Source organism: Acinetobacter sp., from assembly GCF_041911495.1.
GTDB lineage: Bacteria > Pseudomonadota > Gammaproteobacteria > Pseudomonadales > Moraxellaceae > Acinetobacter.
Genome location: NZ_JAYROT010000009.1, coordinates 1 through 19179, shown reverse-complemented (window position 1 = coordinate 19179; position 19179 = coordinate 1). Strand labels below are relative to the sequence as shown.

Below are 19179 nucleotides of genomic sequence, written 5' to 3'. Positions count from 1 at the left end.
TTATCACTGATACTTCAGATTACCCGAAGATTATTCCTCATAAACGCACTAAATCTGACAAAAATGTGAATAATCACATATTTCTACTTTCTATCTTGCAAAGATTGCAATAAATTATGCGATATCGACACTTTTTGAATATTGAAGATGAAAAAATTAATCCTTGCATTTGCAATCACGAGCCTTACTTTAACTGCATGTTCAAAGCCTGAAAATAAATCAAATACTGAACAAAGTGCGCAGAATCCCGACCCCGCACATACCGCTGAAAACTCTCTCGATTGGCATGGCAAATATACAGGGACTTTACCTTGTGCTGACTGTAATGGTATCGAAACAGCAATACAGCTCAATGAAAATAAAACCTACGAAATCAACGAAACCTATCTAGGGAAAGGTCAAGGCAAAGGACAGAATTTCGTAGAGAAAGGTTCGTTTAATTTTGATAATAGCAACTCTTCCATTATCGTTTTAGATCAAAAAGCTGATGGTCGTAAATACTTTGTTGCCGAAAATCAACTTTATGCACTAGATAGCTTTGGTGAGAAAATCACAGGTGATTTTGAAGAAATGTATATCTTGAAAAAAGAAGCCAACTAATTTTTTCCATTTTCAAGGACACCATCCCAAATGGTTTTGCCATTTGGGATTTTTTATGCTGCAAATGATTTTATAATAAAAAAACTCGCTCAATTGAGCGAGTTCTTTTTTAAGTCAACTTCGTGATTACTCATGAATGAGTATTAACCACCGAATTGACCCATAGTGTTTGCAGTACCGCCAGCTTTAAGCGCATTGTCACCAGAGAAGATCTCTTTGTGATCATCACCGATGTCTGAACCAGCCATTGCTTGGTGTTTAACACATGCGATACCACCACGGATTTCTTTACGTTGTACGCCAGCAACATAAGCAAGCATTGCTTGATCACCGAAGTAACCTTTCGCAAGCTCATGCGTAGACAATGCAGCTGTGTGGTAAGTAGGAAGTGTAATCAAGTGGTGGAATACACCAGCTTCACGTGCAGCATCAGCTTGGAATGTACGGATTTTCTCATCAGCATCTTTAGACAATTCAGAGTCATCGTACTCAGCACTCATCAACTTCGCACGGTCATAACCTGATACGTCTTTACCTTCTGAAACCCAACGGTCATAAGTTTGTTGACGGAAGTTCAAAGTCCAGTTGAAAGATGGAGAGTTGTTGTAAACAAGTTTCGCATCTGGAACTTGTGCTTTAACGCCATCAACGAATGCTTTAATTGCAGCAACGTCTGGAGTTGGCGTTTCGATCCAGATCATGTCTGCACCGTTTTGCAAGCTAGTTACACAGTCAAGGACAACGCGGTCGTGTTGCGTGCCTTCACGGAACTGATACAAGCCAGAAGCAAGACGTGTAGGACGGTGAAGTTTACCATCACGTTTGATTAGGATTTCGTCATCAGCAGCTTCTGAGATGTCGATTTCTTTGGTATCCAAGTAGCTGATATATTGAGAAGCCAAGTCGCCTTTCTCTTTAGATACTGGGATTTTTTGCGTCAAGTCAGCGCCTTCAGAGTCAGTACGCGCAACGATGATACCGTCGTCAACACCAAGCTCTAAGAATGCATAACGTACTGCATTGATTTTCGCCAAGAAGTCTTCGTGTGGGACAGTCACTTTACCAGCTTGGTGACCACATTGTTTCGCATCAGATACTTGGTTTTCGATTTGGATTGCAGCAGCACCCGCTTCGATCATTTGTTTGGTCAACAAATAAGTCGCTTCCTCGTTACCGAAACCAGCGTCGATGTCAGCAATGATTGGTACAACGTGAGTTTCGAAGTTGTCGATTTGTGCTTCGATTTCTTTTGCTTTTGCAGCATCGCCAGCAGCTTCAGCTTTTTGCAATGCACGGAACAAATCATTCAATTCTTTGGCATCAGCTTGACGCAAGAAGGTGTAGATCTCTTCGATCAATTTTGGTACAGAGGTTTTTTCGTGCATAGATTGGTCAGGAAGTGGACCGAACTCTGAACGAAGTGCAGCAACCATCCAACCAGAAAGGTAGATATAACGCTTGCTAGTCGTACCGAAGTATTTTTTGTTCGCGATCATTTTTTGTTGCGCGATGAAACCGTGCCAGCAACCTAATGATTGAGTGTACTTGCTGTTATCCGCATCGTATTCAGCCATATCTTTACGCATAAGTGCTGCTGTATATTTCGCAATGTCCAAACCAGTTTTGAAACGGTTTTGAACAGCCATACGAGCAGCATCTTCAGGACGAATCGCGCCCCAAGTACCACCTAGTTTTTCTTTAACGGCACGTACGTGCTCTAAAGCTGATTGATAAGTCATGATCTATTCCTGCATTCATATTAGGAGTATCAATTGAAGTCACCTGCTCCACCCAATCCATTCTGAAACCTCAGTCGAATTGATAAAACTCGAGCGACTTTATTAATGTGTGACAGGATAGTCCGAGTGCCTTGATTAATCCAATATCCTATGATGATTTTCACTATTTATTTTAGAAATGGAAGGTAATCCCTGATGTGATGCGCAAAAGCTAAATCTCAACCTATTCTTTTACAATAAGTATTTCACATCGCTTTTGAATAATTTCTTATGATCAGGTTTCTTTTTATCCAAAAATTCTTGTTACGACTTATGTCTAAAAGCCGAAATTTCCCCCCTAGATATGTCTTTTAACCATTTCGATAGCAAATATTCTGCTTTTTTTGGTGGAATCTCGAATCTTTTTTCAATAAGTTTCGATATATCGTCATCGAAATTGACATACAAACGTCATATTTTATGGCATAATCGCTAAAATTTCTCCAGTTTATTGTCGGTATTTATTAAATGAATCTTGAGCGTGTCGATCTCAATTTACTTATATATTTAGACGTATTATTACGTGAAAAAAATGTGACACGTGCTGCCGAGCAATTGGGCGTTACCCAACCTGCAATGAGTAATATTCTGCGTCGTTTGCGTACTTTATTTAACGATCCATTATTAATTCGTTCATCAGAAGGCATGACACCGACTGAACGTGCATTAGAACTACAACCACGTATTCGTGATGCGCTGTCTGATCTGTCGATGATTTTGGAGCCACGGACTGAATTTCGTCCATATACTTCGAACCGTGTGTTTCGCATCATGACTTCGGACTATGCCGAAGCAACGCTTGTTCCACGACTCATTAAAGCATTACGATCTGAAGCACCAAACGTCGTTTTAGACTTTCTCACACCAAGCGATGTATCTTATCGAGATATGGAGCAAGGTAAAGTTGATCTTGCCATTAACCGTTTTAATGAGATTCCACAAAGTTTCCATCAAGTCTTAGTTTGGCGTGATAGTTTTAGCTGTCTACTCAATGACAAACACCCTGCCAATACACATTTGAATTTAAAGACATATTTAGACGCACAGCACATTTGGGTATCCAAGACTGGTATGGGCGTTGGCTTTGGCGTGAATCCTGAAAAACAAGCTGGACTTGGGTGGATTGATCAGGCTTTAGAACGAATTGGTCAAAAACGTAAAATTTCAGTGTTTACTCGCCACTATCAAATGCCTGCGCTACTTGCACAAAATGTCGATTTGATTGCAACATTGCCGACACGTATTGCGCGCTTACAAGCCAATAATTCTCGATTAACGATTAAAGATCCGCCGTTTTATATTCCTGAGTTTGAGCTAAAAATGGCATGGTGTCCGTTACTTCACCATCACCCTGCGCATCGTTGGTTACGCCAATTGATCTTGTTTGTCGCACGTCAGATGGTCGAAGAAGAACATCGTGAATTTATTGCCAATAACAATACGCCGTCACAACCTTTTTCAAACTATTGATTAAAAAGTAAAGATCAAACTAAATCGTCAGTTAATTTGGCGATTTCTTATTTATATAGACACAAATCGATAAACGTTGCTCACATACCGCTTTGATCGTAAATACCGTATAATGCTCGGACTATACTACTGAAAATCAATACGATTCTATTTAATTATCAAAGCAATTTAGCTTTGCTGCGCACAGGTGCCCCGTGAGTTTATTTCAAAATGTCCTTGTCATTCTTATGCTCATCATTGCGGCAGGCTTTCTTTCCCTTTCAGAAATTGCGTTAGCGGGTGCACGTAAAATTAAATTTAAACTACTTGCGGAAGCAGGCGATGAACGTGCTTTAAAGGTTTTAAAATTACAAGACAACTCCGCAGACTTCTTTGCTGCATCGCAGATCGGATTAAATGCCATAGCAATTCTTGGCGGTATCTTGGGTGAGGCGGCATTCCGACCTTATATCATCGATTTTGTCACACGATTCTATGATGGGCAAGGCGCAGAAACCATCGGCTTCGTCCTGTCGTTTACCTTTGTCACGTCGTTATTTATTTTATTTGCCGATCTAATGCCAAAACGCATGGCAATGATTGCCCCTGAAAAAATCGCCATCAGTGTCATCAACCCAATTACCCTTTTCATTAAAGTTTGCCGACCGTTGGCATGGGTAATCAATGCGATTGCCAACATGCTATTTCGCTTATTTAAAATTAACACCACACGTGAAGACAACATTACGTTTGCTGATATTTCAGCGGTGATTGACTCGGGTGCGCAAGCGGGTGTCCTCCTTCAACAAGAGCATCATTTTATTGAAAATGTGTTTGAGCTCGAAGAACGTACCGTCCCATCGAGCATGACGACTCGTGAAGATGTGGTATTTTTCACATTAAAAGAGTCTGAGCAAAGCATTCGTCAAAAAATTGCTGAGTTTCCCTATTCAAAATTCTTGGTTTGTAATGAGCATATTGATCAAGTAATTGGTTATGTCGATACCAAGGATATTTTGGTTAAAATCATGAATAATCAATCGTTTATTCAACTCAATGAATCGACGATTCGTAATGTCTTGATTATCCCTGACGCACTTACGCTCTCTGAACTTTTAGACCGTTTCCGCTCGACTAAAGAGAAATTTGCCGTGGTCATTAATGAGTACGCTCGTGTGGTCGGTGTCATTACATTGTCAGACATTATGATCACCGTAATGGGCGATTGGGTTGCGCCACTGGAAGAAGAACAGCAAATCATTAAACGTGACGAAAACTCATGGCTCATCGACGGTACAACGCCAATTGAAGATGTCAAACATGCCTTATCTATCGAGGATTTTCCTGAGTGGGAAAACTACGAAACCATCGCAGGTTTTATCATGTATAAACTGCGCAAGATTCCTCGCCCTGCTGATGCAGTAGAACACGAAGGTTACAAATTCGAAGTGGTTGATATTGATCACTATAAAATTGACCAATTATTGGTGACTCGCATGACGCTTGAAAAAACTTCGGAACAAAAACCAGACTAAAACTGGGATTGGTTTAAAACAACTATTTTCCGTAAAATTAAAATATCGCTTGCCCACTCAGCAATAACAATTGTTTCTCAATTGCCAACCAATCTTGTGCGACTTCACTAATGATCTCTAAACGATTATCCAGTGCAGCTTTAGTAGCAAAATCGACCTGAAAATTCGTTGAGATAGCATTAATATCAATCCAACCATCGGTAGTATGCAGCTTCGCTTTAATCCGCACAAAACCTTGAATGGCTTGCAACACCCGAATCAACGCATCTGTATCAAACTGCCATGATTTTGGCATATGCCACCCTGCCACAAAAAAGCCTTGCTGTTCACTCGAATAATGATATGGCAAAGTCTTTGGTACACTGAAATCACTTCCGTTAAGTCGTGGCATGTTTTGTGTTAAAAGCTGTTGGCTCAGCAATGGCTGTTTTTTTATTAGCTGTGGAATGCGAGATTGATCAATTTCTTTGAGTGAAATTTTCCCATGATCAAGTCGTTGCCAATGCTTTGGTGGGAACTGATAACTGACTTGTAATTGTTTTAATTGGTACTGATCATCAGCATTCATCTCGGATTGATACGACACCAGTACGATATCCGCCACATCAAGCTGTTGCAGGAAAATCTCATGCTTTTGCCAAAGTTGTTCATTGAGTCGATGACCATCAATCACAGTGACCACTTGACGAATATTCAAACTCGTTTGCCAATGCGATTCACTGAGTTGATCAATCAGTTCTTTAGGATGTCCCAGCCCAGTTGGCTCAATAAACAATCGGGTCGGTTTAAACTCTGATAATAACCGTGCTAAAGCAAGCTGCATCGGAAGCTGTGAAGTACAGCACAGACAACCGCCGAGTACCTCTTTCACCGCAACGCCTTGATGCTCTGCAATCCAAGCTTGATCGACACCGATCTCACCGAACTCATTCATCAGCACAGCCCATACTTCATTTTCAGGTTTTTGCGCAAGTAAATGGCGTAAAACTGTGGTTTTCCCTGCACCGAGAAAACCTGTAATGATATGTGTGGGAACGGCTTGAATAATATTCATAAAAGAGCTTCTAAAAACTACCTACATAGGCAAATTAGAATAGATTATTCACTAGCAGATGAAGCAAGTAAAGGTTTTAACACCTCTTGATACAGCTTAAAATTTTGCTCATCAAAACAGACAAATAAAATACATTGCACACGTTTTAAAGTACTTAACCTTGATTGCAGAACTTCATAGACTTTTTGCACAGCAAGCTCTTTAGGAAAGCCGTAGACACCTGTACTGATATTTGGAAAGGCAATCCGTTCACATTTCAACTTTTCAGCTTGGTCTAAACAGTTGTGATAGCACTGTTTAAGTAGTTTTTCTTCTTGATTTTGACCACCTTGCCAGATCGGTCCTACCGTATGAATAATAAAGTTTGCGGAGAGTTTCCCTGCAATCGTCACTACCGCTTGCCCTGTACGACAACCGCCTTGCTCGGCTCTGATCATTTTGCACTCTTCAAGGATCTGCGCACCACCTGCACGATGAATCGCACCATCTACACCACCACCACCGAGCAGTGATGAATTGGCTGCATTGACAATCGCATCTGCGCTAATCTTAGTAATATCACCGAGAACGACTTCAACTGTGGGCATAACTTTTCCTTAGAACAAGATTAAAAATGACTCAATTAATTAGAGAATTTAGTAAAGACGTCAATTTAAAACAGCTACTTTTGTTCTTTATTAAAGAAAAATTCACCCATACCTGCGATAAATCCACCCAAACCAACGCCGAGCAAGCCATAGCCCAAAATACTACTCATGTCATAATATAGTTGTACAGCGCCTGCAAAGCTCAGTAAGCCTGCTATCAGCAATAATACAACAAACAACCACGGACGTGTTTTTTGATCACTCATTGAAATCTTTACAAGTTGAAAATAGACAGTCACATTGTACACGTATCATTACATAAATTCATGTATTTGCGTGCAAACTTAGCTTGAGCACAATCTACAAATATGATAAATATTATCAGTACTTACAGTAACTCATTAAGGATTTCTCATGGCTTTCGAATTACCTGCATTACCATATGCTTATGACGCATTAGAACCACATATTGATAGCGCAACGATGGAAATTCACCACACCAAACATCACCAAACTTATATTAATAATATCAATGGTGGCATCGCGGGCACAGAGTGGGAAAAGCTTTCTGTTGAGGAGCTTGTAGCACGTGTAAATGACGTTCCTGCTGAACTTAAAGGCAACGTGACCAACAATGCTGGCGGTCATGCAAACCACAGCCTATTTTGGACTGTAATGTCACCAAATGGTGGTGGCAATCCTACTGGCGCAATCGCTGGTGAAATCGACAGTGCATTTGGTAGCTTTGACGCATTCAAAGAAGCTTTCATCAAAGCTGCGTTAACTCGTTTTGGTTCAGGATGGGCTTGGTTATCTGTTACTCCTGAGAAAAAACTAATCGTAGAAAGCTCTGCAAACCAAGACAGCCCATTGATGAATGGCAATACGCCTGTACTTGGTCTTGACGTTTGGGAACATGCTTACTACTTGAAATACCAAAACCGTCGTCCAGACTACATCGCAGCATTCTTCAATGTTGTAAACTGGGACGAAGTAAACCGTCGCTATGCAGAAGCAACTAAATAAGTCTTTATTTTTATTAGAGTAATTTATTCTCTAAGCGAAAGTAATATAAACAGCCATTTAATACGTTTAAATGGCTGTTTTTTGCTTTGGAAATTCTGCAATGTATCTACGATCTCTTTAAGAATCAGTTAAAATAGCGCAATATTTATGACAGTTTTATTTTTAATATGAGTGCGAATCAATCTTCTATTTCTCGGCTTTCAAGTAATAACGACACTGATCTCAATACACAACAGGTTTGGACAGCAGTCGATGACTATATCGAGGCGCACCTCATCGAAGCCAATCCAATATTAGAAAAAACTTTAGAAAATACTGCTCGTCAAGGCTATCCAAGCCATCTGCATATTGCGCCAAATCAAGCGAAGATGCTGACCATGTTCATCAAAATGAATGGTGCAAAGCGTATTTTAGAGTTCGGAACCTTTGCCGCATACAGTACGATTGTCATGGCACAAGCCTTGCCTGAAGATGGCTATATCCTCACCATTGAAAATCGTGATACGCATCATGCCCTCGCCGTAGAAAATATCGAAAATGCAGGATTGTCTAAAATCATTGATGCACGTCATGGTCGAGCTAGTGATGTGCTACAAAGTTTGAGTGATGATACCCCTGCCTTTGACTTTATATTTATAGATGCAGATAAACAAAGCTATCCTGAATATTTAGAACTGAGTTTAAAACTTTCTCGTTCTGGGACGATCATCATCATGGATAATGTGATTCGAGCTGCTGATATTATTGATCCTGAGAATCAAAAACCAAGTATTGTGGGATTACGTGAGCTATTTCAAGCATTAGAAAATCACCCACAAATCGCAGAATGTACTGCGATTCAAACTGTCGGTTGTAAAGGATATGATGGATTTGCAATGGCAATTGTGAAGTAGTAGACATTATCAGCTTATGACAAAATCATTTCAAATTGTTTGTATTTTCAGCAACTTGTATAAGAAATAGATCAGCTAGTTATTTTTTAAACAAAGCCCTTGAAAGCTTGTTATGACAAAGGCTGTGAGCTTTTATACGCACAGTTATCCACACATTTTGAGGATAACTGTGATTAACTTTTCGAAGTCCTTTGAACCCACATCAAACATGCAATATTGACTCATCAAAAATCTTTAGGTGGTAACTAGCGAAGCCTTTAGCGAGCAACTAACATCGCCACTTCGGATTCTTGGAAAATTTTTAATGTGGTGCTACCCACAAAGAATTGTTGAATCCGACTATGGCTAAATGCCCCCATAATCATCATCCCCAGCTGATGCTGTTTCTGATATTCCAATAAACTTTCGGCAATATCACCATAAAGATATTGGCTCGTTACATTCAGTCCAGAATATTTTAGATAATCCGTCGGCTGTGCCAATATGCCATTTTGATCGCCGACATAAACAATATGACACTCCATATCTTTGAGTAATTCACTCTGCCCCACTCGCTTGAGCATGGTTTGACAGACTTGAGAATGCTCATAGGCAAAGAGGAAACTGGTCGGTGGGATAAACTGCTCACCAATGGTAAATACGGTCGATTTCGTCCCTCGGATTAAACCTTCAACATTGCTTCCAACTGGCTTATTTTTTTCTGCGGCATTTTCACCAATCTTACCAATCACAGCGATATCTTCAGGTTGTAGCTCATCAAAACTTTGTTCTAAAAATTCACCACGACGCTGAATAATGGTCGCTTCAATATCATATTTATTTTTAATCAGTTTGGAGATGTGATGCAGTAAATCATCACTATATTGCTGCGCAAGTTCAAACTGCTTTTCATCAAGCTCAGTGAGTTCTTTGAGGAGCATGGCGTTACTTTCAAAGCCAATCACACCACTGATCTCACCCAAATGATAGCTCGCTGGGCGATAGTCCAAAACTTGCAATAAAACTAATGGTCGTTGAGTCTTTTGAGCGACCCAAACAGCTGCTTCAGCGGTGGCATTGACGCATGGTGACGCATCAATACAGGCGACGACTCGCCCTATCACATTGCCCATATTAATCCTCGGTTTTTATTGTTAATTATTTTTATACTAAGCCAAAATCTTGCCATGTAGTGCTTTTTTTTTAGACTTTATGTAACTTTTTTCAGAGTGCTAAAATTTTTACTGCGTTCATTTTATTTACTTTTTAGCTTCATATATTCGCTTTCAAGAGCTTTACTTCTTATTTCGGCGATCGCCGATCACCCGCGCTGGATTACCTGCAACTATCGCAAAGTCTGCAACATCTTTCGTCACCTGACTATTCATGCCAATCACTGCATGATCGCCAACTCGTACACCATCAACGATACCCACATCAGCACCAATCCACACATCACGACCAATATAAATCCCTTTGGAACTCACCGCTTGATCATAGATTGGCGCATCCATTTTCATCCCATGATTAAAAGCATATAGATGCGTATAAGCGGCAAGCCGAGCCTGATCGGCAATGATAATTCCCGCTCGACCGCCGTCTAAAGTACTGTGATGATTAATCGCTACTTCATTACCAATAGTCAATGGTCCATGCAGTACGCTATCTGCTGCGACAAAGCTATTATTGCCAATACTGATCTTACGACCACGCTCTGCAAAAATATGTGCCAATGGGGAAATAAAGCAATTTTCACCAATTTCAACATCTTCCATCTCTTGCAAATATTCTTGATAGTCTTGTTGCCAGGACTTCGCCCATACAAGATGCTTATCTTTGAGTCGCCAATACAGCCACGGCATATAATTCAACCGATGCTTATGCTGTTCACGATATTTTAATAAAGGATCAGAATCTGTCATATTAGACTTCAAAAATTTAAAGGTTATCTTGAATAGATAACTGCTCTCGACCACGAGTGAGATTTTGTAAAAATGGATTGATCTGCGCAATCTGATCATCAGTCATTTCTGCAGTTATCAACACACCATCTGCTAAATAATCTGCCTGAAAAGCTATCTCTAACTGTTGAAGTTCATATTCAATCTTTGCTAATTCACCAAATTCACAATGCAACTGTACAGATTGCGTAGCGATCAACTCTACTCGCTCAGCAAACTGAATCGCTTGGCTTGCACAACCACCATAGGCACGTGCTAAACCGCCTGTACCAAGCTTCACACCACCATACCAGCGATTGACTAAAATCAATACATTCGTCAAATTTTGCCCTTCAATCACTGCAAGGATTGGACGCCCTGCTGTACCCGAAGGCTCGCCATCATCATTAAAGCGTACATCATGTCCAATCTTCCAAGCCCAACATTGATGCGTCGTGGTGTGATCTCGATAAGACTCTAAAAAATCTTTTACCGCTTGCTCAGAACTAACAGGTACAGCAAAGGCTTGAAAGCGACTTTTTTTCACTTCCAAATTGGCTTCGATAAGCGTGCTAATACTGTACATGAAAGGTGGGATACCAAATATTTGTCTGAACAGATGCAGGCTATCATATCTATTCAGACCGCTTTATGCAAAATGGATATATTGTGAGTCATGCTGATTCTAATAACCTTAGCGAGTTGATTTCAGATCACTTTTTAAAAAAAACTGCATCGAACTAATACAAAACTTTGCTTTTTTATGAACTGTTTTTTGTTAATTTGAAAAGACAGATTGATTCAAATAAGGAAAACCAAATGTCACACTTTGCGCATAAACCCAATTACTTTTTCCTATCTCATACCTTAGTTGGTTATTTAAGCAATAAAATTCAACAAGCTGGGGAGTTGAGTGAGTTAACGATTGATCTTAAAGATATCTTTAACCTGTTTCATCAAGATCTCGCTTCAACGACGAGCAATCTTGAGGGCATTATCAATATCGCTGACAATTATCATGTTGGCACAGAAAGTCCTGAATACCGCTTAATCTCAAGCTATAAAATCCATGCCGATAGCAATACGGTGACTTTTCACTTTAGTCCAAAAGCTGTGCAAGCGTTGCAACAAGGTCAAGCGCTGATCGCACCTGATGCGAATAGTTATGAGTAATACCAGTAAACATCAAGATGAATTCTGATGTATTTGGGGACAACCCGTCCCCAATTTTTTAGCGACATCTAAAGTCGATCAAATGAATTTTCAGTTCTACACCCAAATCACCAAAATCGCCGCCACAACCACTAAGAATAATCCCAAATGATCGCTTTTTGCCAACTTCTCTTTAAAGAAAAATGCAGAAATCACCAAGCTAAATAAAATCTCAATCTGCCCTAGCGTCTTCACCAACGCCACGCTTTGCATACTCATCGCGCTAAACCAACCTAGCGAAGCAAGGAAGCTACAGACACTCACCTGAAACGTCAGTCGCTTGTTCTGCCACATTTTTTGCAAAGTCTGCACGTTAAAGATACCTAAAAAGATCAACATAATCGTCGCTTGAAAGCCAATTACTAGACACAGCACCCACGCCGCTCGAATCAAAAAAGGTAAATTCCCAAGCTCAAGACTTGCTTCACGTACTAATAATGATGTGATTGCAAAGCTTAATCCACTACCGATACCAATACTCAAAGTCTGCCAAGACAGCTTAATTTGTCCTGTACCCTTACTCAGTAGAAAAACGGCAATACCACCAATCACCACACCTAACCAACCAAAGCCATCGAGATATTCTTGCAGAAAGATGACGCCGATGATTGCTGCCAATATGGCTTCACTCTTTGCCAAGCCAACGCCGATTGCATAGTTTTTTTGTTTAAATAGCATCACCATTAAAGCTGTTGCTAAGATTTGGCTTAATCCTGCAATGACAATGTATATCCAAAATCGAGTTGTGAAATCTACACTTTCAATTTGAGGCGCTTGCTGATAAAGCAGAAATAGATAAGCAATCGCAAAGGGCCATGCAAAAATAAATCGAGCTAAAGTAACACCGTAGACATCGACATGATGACTGAGTTGCTTTTGAAAGGCATTGCGCCATGCCTGCATAAACGCCGCCATGACCGTAAATGCTATCCACGCCATCGTATGCCCCCACATCACAATTTTTTTGCAATGAATTAAAATTAAATAAAAAAGCACGATTCAGCCGAATACTTAAGCAAGCAACTGAATACGTTATATTAATCGATTCTCAATGCAAATTTTTTCTTATTTTTTGTATTTATAATTTCTGAATCACTGCTCGGTATATTCCGGCTCACGCTTGATATACAGTAGCGCAATCAAAAATGTCACTCAGATAAATGCCAAGATGATGTTTTTCCAAGTCAGCTGCATTGTGGCGCACTCTCATCAGGCTGATCTTGAGACTGATTCAATCGAATGCTTGAAAGTAGAATTTCCAAATCTCCTTTTTTAATCTAAATCGACAAAATATTTTGTACATCAATATTCAGCGTTTCTTTGACAGAAGTGGTGGTCTTGGACAGGAATGGTGGTCTTGATAGGTACATGATTGTCAAAATACACCCCTTGAGTGGAATATCTAAGGATTCTTTGATCGGAATGGTCGCATCAATCGTGCCTGAGACATCGATATCTAAGGCATCGTCAATTTTGGCTTTGGCTTGTTATGGCTCTTGCAGATCAATATCCACCGTTTGATACTCAAGTGGTATATAAATACTAAACTGCCGAATTACAAATATCGCTAATGCCACACCGATTACGGTCGCCAAAATGATAAATACGGAGATGCCAAATATTTTCTTGATCTGCAAATCTAAGTCCTTGATCGCACTTTCTTTGGTTTTACTTTGGCGGAAAATATTATGAACTACTGCAATAATTTGAACAAGTTGTGCGAACTCTTTGTGAAATTATGCGAATGCTTAATGAGACTCAAACTTCTGCAATAAAAAACCCAGTCCGAAGACTGGGCTAAATCTGAACAAAAACCTATTCAATAAAGCATTTTAAAACAATCTAAAAAATGAATTACTTTTCAGCAGGTACTTTCGGGTAACTCACATCACACATTTGCTCTGCGATACGGAGTACTTGGCAGCTGTAGCCAACTTCATTGTCATACCAAACATATGCAGTCAAATGGTTGCCAGATGAAATCGTCGCTTGCGCATCAAATACACCCGCAGTACGTGAACCAATAAAGTCACTCGATACCACTTCAGTAGAATTGGTAAAGCCGATCTGACCTTGTAGATTCGATACGATCGAGATTTGACGAATATATTCGTTCACTTCGTCACGATCAGCAGGATTTTCAAGGGTTAAGTTTAGGATCGCAAGTGATACGTTTGGCGTCGGAACACGTACAGAGTTACCAGTCAATTTACCTTTAAGCTGTGGCAATGCTTTAGCAACTGCTTTGGCCGCACCAGTTTCAGTGATTACCATGTTCAACGTCGCCGCACGACCACGACGATCTGCCTTGTGATAGTTATCAATCAAGTTTTGATCGTTCGTGAATGAGTGAACCGTTTCAACGTGACCATTGATCACTTTGTATTTTTCATCAATCACTTTCAGTACAGGTGTAATTGCATTCGTTGTACAGCTTGCAGCAGAGATGATTTTGTCTTCATCTAAGATGTCTGCTTGGTTTACGCCGTATACCACATTTTTCATGTCGCCTTTACCTGGCGCAGTCAATACAACACGGCTCACGCCTGCACATTGTAAATGTTGGCTCAAACCTTCAACATCACGCCATTTACCTGTGTTGTCGATCAATAGCGCATCTTTAATACCATAAGCGGTATAGTCGATTTCGCTTGGGCTAGACGCATAGATCACTTTGATAAAGTGACCATTGGCAATGATTGCTTCGTTTTCTTCATCCACAGAGATCGTCCCTGCAAATGAACCGTGAATCGAATCACGGCGTAGCAACGATGCACGCTTTTCCAAATCACCATCAGCAGTTTTACGCACAACGATCGCTTTTAAGCTCAAGCCACGACCAAGACCAGATTGACCAATGATCAAACGTGCCAAGATACGACCGATACGACCAAAGCCATACAATACAACGTCTTTAGTTTCGCAAGTTTGTGGTTGATCTTCGATTGATTTCACTGCATTGGCAACAAATGCGTCAACGTCACCGCCTTGTGCTTTGTATTCAATCGCCAATTTACCCAAATCCACTTCCGCAGAACCGATATTGTCGATTTTGACCAAAGCTTCAAGAAGTGGAATCGTATCAACAACAGAAAGCTCAACATCCATCATACGAGTACGGCGGTGCGCTTTCAAAATCTGAATCACAGAACGATTCACCAATGAGCGAGCATAGATTGAAGTGACAATATTTTTTTCACGATATAACTGACCAATTAAAGCGATCATGCGCTCGGCAATTTCTTCGCGGTTTTTCCAACGACCTTGATGTTCTTGATGTAGGGCGATGATAGTGTCTTTACTCACGGATGACGTCCTCTAGTGAAGGTAGGTGAAACTATTGTAATGCTTGGCCTGCGATCTGCATGGCCAAAATACAATGTTTCTAAAAATGCCAACATTCTAAAGGAAAATGATTATTTTTAAAATCAAAATTAAAAATTAATCGGTGTTGATCAATAAACTGCCAAATTCTGAGCTGCCTTCATTAAGACAGCATTTTAATCTTCGATGGTACAGCTTGAGGATTGTGATCAACAAAAATCATATTGTCTGTATCAAAGCCTTGCTCACGTGCAAAATCTAAATACTCATCAGCAATACAAGCATCGAGATGTGATTGACGTGAGAATAACCAAAGACGTGTACGCTTTTTATTACCAACCAAACACACTTGATATGCCTCATCAATGCGCATGATCCAAAAGTTAGTTTTCTTCGGTTTTTTTAAGACTTTCGGTGTGTAGCTCACAAGATACTGACTATTATCAGGTGGATTTTTCACGATCGCTTCACCTGAGAGCTGAATCACCCGCCCTTCTTTGGTCTGATAACGTAGATTGGTCGATAGCTTATTTTTCGCCACGACATGATATTCATAGGTAATGTGATGAAATGATTTGCGCTCAAGACTGACAGGTTTACGTGCTATCTCAAACCAAGTGCCACTAAAGCGATGCAAATCGACATTACTCGCCACTTGCATTTTCTTTGGAATCATTCCCCATACAATACGTCCGATGCCTACACTTGCTAAGGTAGCAGCACCAATTGCAATCTTAATCCCACGGAATTTTTTTTCTTGGCTTGTGATACTCATATTTACGTAAAATCCCTGATTGCGCACTTTCGTCTTCGTATTTGTGCTACAAAATATAGAGTAAAACACCTATTTTTGACAAGGGTATTGTCGAACAATTCCCAAGTCTTATTTCTGTCATATTAAAATGAATAAAAATTTAAATCAAATGAATGACTTAATTTTCAAATTCTCCAAAAACTATTTTAACAACTGCGCTTTTAAGCGCAAAATTTCATCTCGCAGTCGAGCAGCTTGTTCAAACTGAAGTTCTTTTGAGGCTTTGAGCATTTCCTTTTCCAGCTTATTAATGTGTTTGGAAAATAATTTTGGATCAGCAATGAGATGTTGTTCATCATCGGTGAGCTTTTTATCCGACGAATGTGCTTGAATCTCTGCATCTTCATCATAGACCTCACCAGTGTCGATCTCTTTAATCACTTGACGTTTGGCACTGCGAGGAATGATGCCATGCTCTTCATTAAACTGGATTTGCTTGTTACGACGACGCGTGGTTTCATCAATGGCTTTTTGCATCGAATCAGTAATGCGATCGGCATAGAGAATCGCTTTACCTTTGATATTCCGTGCGGCACGACCAATGGTCTGAATCAGTGAGCGTTCAGAACGTAAGAAGCCCTCTTTATCCGCATCGAGAATTGCCACCAAAGACACCTCAGGCATGTCCAAACCTTCACGTAGCAAGTTAATCCCGACTAAGACATCGTGAATCCCTGTGCGCAGTTCATGAATAATTTTCACCCGCTCTACGGTATCAATGTCCGAATGTAGATAAGCGACTTTAACGCCATATTCTTTGAGATAACTGGTCAAGTCTTCCGCCATGCGCTTGGTCAATGTGGTGACGAGTACACGTTCATTCAGCTCTTTGCGAATGTTAATTTCGGATAAGACATCATCGACTTGAGTGAGCACTGGACGGATTTCAATCTCAGGATCAATCAACCCTGTCGGACGCACCACTTGCTCAACCACTTGCGCTGCATGTTCCAATTCATAATTGGCAGGTGTTGCTGACACATAAATGGTATCAGGTGTGATACGTTCCCATTCCTCAAATTTCATCGGACGATTGTCCAACGCACTTGGCAAACGGAAACCGTAATTGACCAAATTTTCTTTACGTGAACGGTCGCCTTTGTACATCGCACCAATCTGTGGGATGGTCACATGCGACTCATCAATGATCAGCAAGCCATCTTCAGGGACATAATCAAATAAGGTCGGCGGTGCTGCGCCTGCTTCACGCCCTGATAAATGCCGTGAATAGTTTTCAATCCCATTACAATAGCCAAGTTGTTGAATCATTTCTAAATCATAGCGTGTACGTTGCTCTAGTCGCTGTGCTTCGACCAATTTGTCATTATTCTTAAAAAATTCCAGTTGAGATTTCAGCTCAGTTTTGATCGTACCTGTTGCACGTTCTAGATTTTCTCGTGGCGTGACATAATGACTTTTTGGATAAATCGTCACTCGTGGCACTTTGCGCACCATTTTTCCAGTCAGCGGATCAAACCATTTAATGGATTCTACTTCGTCATCAAACAGCTCAATGCGAATCGCATTCTGCTCGGATTCCGCAGGAAACACATCGAGAATCTCACCTCGAATCCGATAGGTGCCTCGGGTAAATTCTAGTTCATTGCGACTATATTGCATCGCCACCAAACGACGAATCAGATCGTCACGATTGACTTGATCACCTTCGACCACGTGCAACAGCATTTGCATATAGGCTTCAGGATCACCCAAACCATAGATCGCCGACACCGATGCAATGATGATCGAATCACGACGCTCTAGCAGTGAACGTGTCGCCGAGAGTCGCATTTGATCAATGTGGTCGTTGATTGAAGCATCTTTCTCAATAAAAGTATCTGACGACGGCACATAAGCTTCAGGCTGATAATAATCATAATAGCTGACGAAATACTCCACTGCATTGTGCGGAAAAAATGCCTTGAACTCGCCGTAGAGCTGTGCCGCCAAAGTCTTATTATGTGCCATGATGATAGTCGGGCGTTGCGTCCGTGCAATCACATTCGCCATGGTGTAGGTCTTACCCGAACCTGTCACACCGAGCAGCAATTGATTTTTCTGCCCTTGCTCTAAACCTGCCACCAATCGCTCGATCGCCTGTGGCTGATCGCCCGCAGGGGCAAAATCGGTGACGAGTTTAAAGGCTTGAGATTCACTCACAGGACACTCCAAGAATAAAGATAAAAATCAAAATGGATAAAACAATGACAACTATTATGGGGTTAGATTAGCAGAATTAAAGCATAGCAAATTAAGAAATAAAATTGACAGTACACTTGTAAAATCCGCAATCTTGACTTGACCAACCAGTGTGATACACGCAAGATAAAATGATTATGAAATTCAACAAGACTAGAAGTCATCTATGCCCTATCAATATCATGATGAAACACTCATCTATCAACTTCCTGAAGACACGTTATTTGTCTTTGGTAGTAATCTCGCAGGCAAACATGAATGTGGCGCAGCACTAACTGCTTATGAACATTTTGGCGCAATGACACATTTTGGACGTGGCTGGGCGGGACAGAGTTTTGCCATCGCCACAGAAAATGAACATCAGCAAGCGATGCCGATTCATCAAATTGCGCACTACATCGACGACTTTAAAATCTACACAAAGAATCATCCACGACAAACTTACTTTATTACAGCGGTCGGCTGTGGACATGTTGGCTATGATGCCAAAGACATTGCACCACTGTTTCAAGGCATTTCTGAAAATGTGATTTTGCCGATGCAGTTTAAGGTGTATTTGGAACAGTAACTTTACTAGAACTTTTTAAAATATTTAAACCTTTTTAAGAGTTCTCATAAAAACAAGTAAACCTCAAATTGCATCAACCATGAGTGTGTAAATAATTCTGTGTAAATGCAGATTTAAAAATACTTGGTTACACGCTCTTCAAAAATGATACTAAAGCGATTCATGGCAGCTTTCCAATTCTGAATAGGCATCGTCCATTTTTTGCTTGCTGCCATAATAGC

At 40.5% G+C, this 19179-nt stretch carries 18 protein-coding genes and 1 pseudogene; 7 read left to right on the top strand and 12 right to left on the bottom strand.

All coding sequences use genetic code 11. The features are described from left to right. Positions 1-147 precede the first annotated feature (147 nt). Positions 148-600 carry a copper resistance protein NlpE gene (locus ACE3PQ_RS01005; RefSeq protein WP_374294389.1) on the top strand — a complete coding sequence of 151 codons (453 nt, stop codon included), beginning with the start codon at positions 148-150 and terminating at the stop codon, positions 598-600. 143 nt (positions 601-743) lie between these two features. On the opposite strand, the gene ACE3PQ_RS01000 is transcribed toward ACE3PQ_RS01005, so the two are convergent. Beyond that, complete coding sequence (locus ACE3PQ_RS01000; protein ID WP_374294420.1) at positions 744-2342, bottom strand: isocitrate lyase; 1599 nt, start codon at positions 2340-2342, stop codon at positions 744-746. A 504-nt stretch (positions 2343-2846) separates the two neighbouring features. Between ACE3PQ_RS01000 and ACE3PQ_RS00995 the strand changes: the two genes are divergently transcribed. Together ACE3PQ_RS00995 and ACE3PQ_RS00990 are read left to right on the top strand one after the other, a co-directional pair. Further along, on the top strand, positions 2847-3848 hold the full coding sequence (locus ACE3PQ_RS00995) for a LysR family transcriptional regulator (protein WP_241573243.1): 1002 nt from the start codon (positions 2847-2849) through the stop codon (positions 3846-3848). 194 nt (positions 3849-4042) lie between these two features. After that, the gene (locus ACE3PQ_RS00990) at positions 4043-5362 is read left to right on the top strand and encodes a hemolysin family protein (protein WP_374294387.1); all 1320 of its coding nucleotides are present in this window, start codon (positions 4043-4045) and stop codon (positions 5360-5362) included. 37 nt (positions 5363-5399) lie between these two features. Here ACE3PQ_RS00990 and ACE3PQ_RS00985 read toward each other — a convergent pair whose 3' ends face one another. The 3 genes from ACE3PQ_RS00985 to ACE3PQ_RS00975 form a co-directional block, all read right to left on the bottom strand. Further along, the gene (locus ACE3PQ_RS00985) at positions 5400-6416 is read right to left on the bottom strand and encodes a GTP-binding protein (RefSeq protein WP_374294385.1); all 1017 of its coding nucleotides are present in this window, start codon (positions 6414-6416) and stop codon (positions 5400-5402) included. Positions 6417-6460: 44 nt separating this feature from the next. After that, positions 6461-7003 (bottom strand): O-acetyl-ADP-ribose deacetylase, encoded by a 543-nt coding sequence (locus ACE3PQ_RS00980; RefSeq protein ID WP_374294383.1) that lies wholly within the window; start codon positions 7001-7003, stop codon positions 6461-6463. A gap of 74 nt (positions 7004-7077) precedes the next feature. Beyond that, entirely contained in the window at positions 7078-7269 is a 192-nt protein-coding gene (locus tag ACE3PQ_RS00975; protein ID WP_374294381.1) for a hypothetical protein, read from the bottom strand. 148 nt (positions 7270-7417) lie between these two features. Here ACE3PQ_RS00975 and ACE3PQ_RS00970 point away from each other — a divergent pair, with 148 nt between their 5' ends. Beyond that, on the top strand, positions 7418-8029 hold the full coding sequence (locus ACE3PQ_RS00970) for a superoxide dismutase (RefSeq protein ID WP_241573273.1): 612 nt from the start codon (positions 7418-7420) through the stop codon (positions 8027-8029). Between the two features lie 167 nt (positions 8030-8196). Beyond that, positions 8197-8922, top strand: coding sequence for an O-methyltransferase (locus ACE3PQ_RS00965; RefSeq protein WP_374294378.1), 726 nt, complete (start codon positions 8197-8199; stop codon positions 8920-8922). Positions 8923-9179: 257 nt separating this feature from the next. Here the strand turns inward: ACE3PQ_RS00965 and ACE3PQ_RS00960 are convergent, their stop codons facing one another. The 3 genes from ACE3PQ_RS00960 to ACE3PQ_RS00950 all read right to left on the bottom strand — a co-directional run bounded on the left by ACE3PQ_RS00960 (position 9180) and on the right by ACE3PQ_RS00950 (position 11427). Continuing rightward, on the bottom strand, positions 9180-10022 hold the full coding sequence (locus tag ACE3PQ_RS00960; protein WP_374294418.1) for a universal stress protein: 843 nt from the start codon (positions 10020-10022) through the stop codon (positions 9180-9182). A gap of 174 nt (positions 10023-10196) precedes the next feature. Continuing rightward, positions 10197-10823, bottom strand: a complete 627-nt coding sequence (locus ACE3PQ_RS00955; protein WP_374294376.1) for a DapH/DapD/GlmU-related protein — start codon at positions 10821-10823, stop codon at positions 10197-10199. A 16-nt stretch (positions 10824-10839) separates the two neighbouring features. Next, the gene (locus ACE3PQ_RS00950) at positions 10840-11427 is read right to left on the bottom strand and encodes a YigZ family protein (RefSeq protein ID WP_374294374.1); all 588 of its coding nucleotides are present in this window, start codon (positions 11425-11427) and stop codon (positions 10840-10842) included. Between the two features lie 233 nt (positions 11428-11660). Here ACE3PQ_RS00950 and ACE3PQ_RS00945 point away from each other — a divergent pair, with 233 nt between their 5' ends. Beyond that, positions 11661-12014, top strand: coding sequence for a hypothetical protein (locus tag ACE3PQ_RS00945; RefSeq protein ID WP_374294372.1), 354 nt, complete (start codon positions 11661-11663; stop codon positions 12012-12014). A 96-nt stretch (positions 12015-12110) separates the two neighbouring features. Here the strand turns inward: ACE3PQ_RS00945 and ACE3PQ_RS00940 are convergent, their stop codons facing one another. The 5 genes from ACE3PQ_RS00940 to uvrB all read right to left on the bottom strand — a co-directional run bounded on the left by ACE3PQ_RS00940 (position 12111) and on the right by uvrB (position 18351). Continuing rightward, positions 12111-13007 (bottom strand): DMT family transporter, encoded by an 897-nt coding sequence (locus ACE3PQ_RS00940; protein WP_374294416.1) that lies wholly within the window; start codon positions 13005-13007, stop codon positions 12111-12113. Positions 13008-13540: 533 nt separating this feature from the next. Next, entirely contained in the window at positions 13541-13690 is a 150-nt protein-coding gene (locus ACE3PQ_RS00935; RefSeq protein ID WP_374294370.1) for a hypothetical protein, read from the bottom strand. Positions 13691-13907: 217 nt separating this feature from the next. Further along, complete coding sequence (locus ACE3PQ_RS00930) at positions 13908-15359, bottom strand: glyceraldehyde-3-phosphate dehydrogenase (protein ID WP_374294368.1); 1452 nt, start codon at positions 15357-15359, stop codon at positions 13908-13910. Positions 15360-15540: 181 nt separating this feature from the next. Beyond that, a complete protein-coding gene (locus ACE3PQ_RS00925; RefSeq protein WP_374294366.1) occupies positions 15541-16152 on the bottom strand; it encodes a lipocalin family protein in 612 nt (203 codons plus the stop codon). Between the two features lie 180 nt (positions 16153-16332). Continuing rightward, positions 16333-18351 (bottom strand): excinuclease ABC subunit UvrB, encoded by a 2019-nt coding sequence (gene uvrB / locus ACE3PQ_RS00920; RefSeq protein ID WP_374294365.1) that lies wholly within the window; start codon positions 18349-18351, stop codon positions 16333-16335. 205 nt (positions 18352-18556) lie between these two features. Between uvrB and ACE3PQ_RS00915 the strand changes: the two are divergent. Further along, positions 18557-18955, top strand: a pseudogene (locus ACE3PQ_RS00915) (hypothetical protein); the annotation flags it as partial. Positions 18956-19179 lie beyond the last annotated feature (224 nt).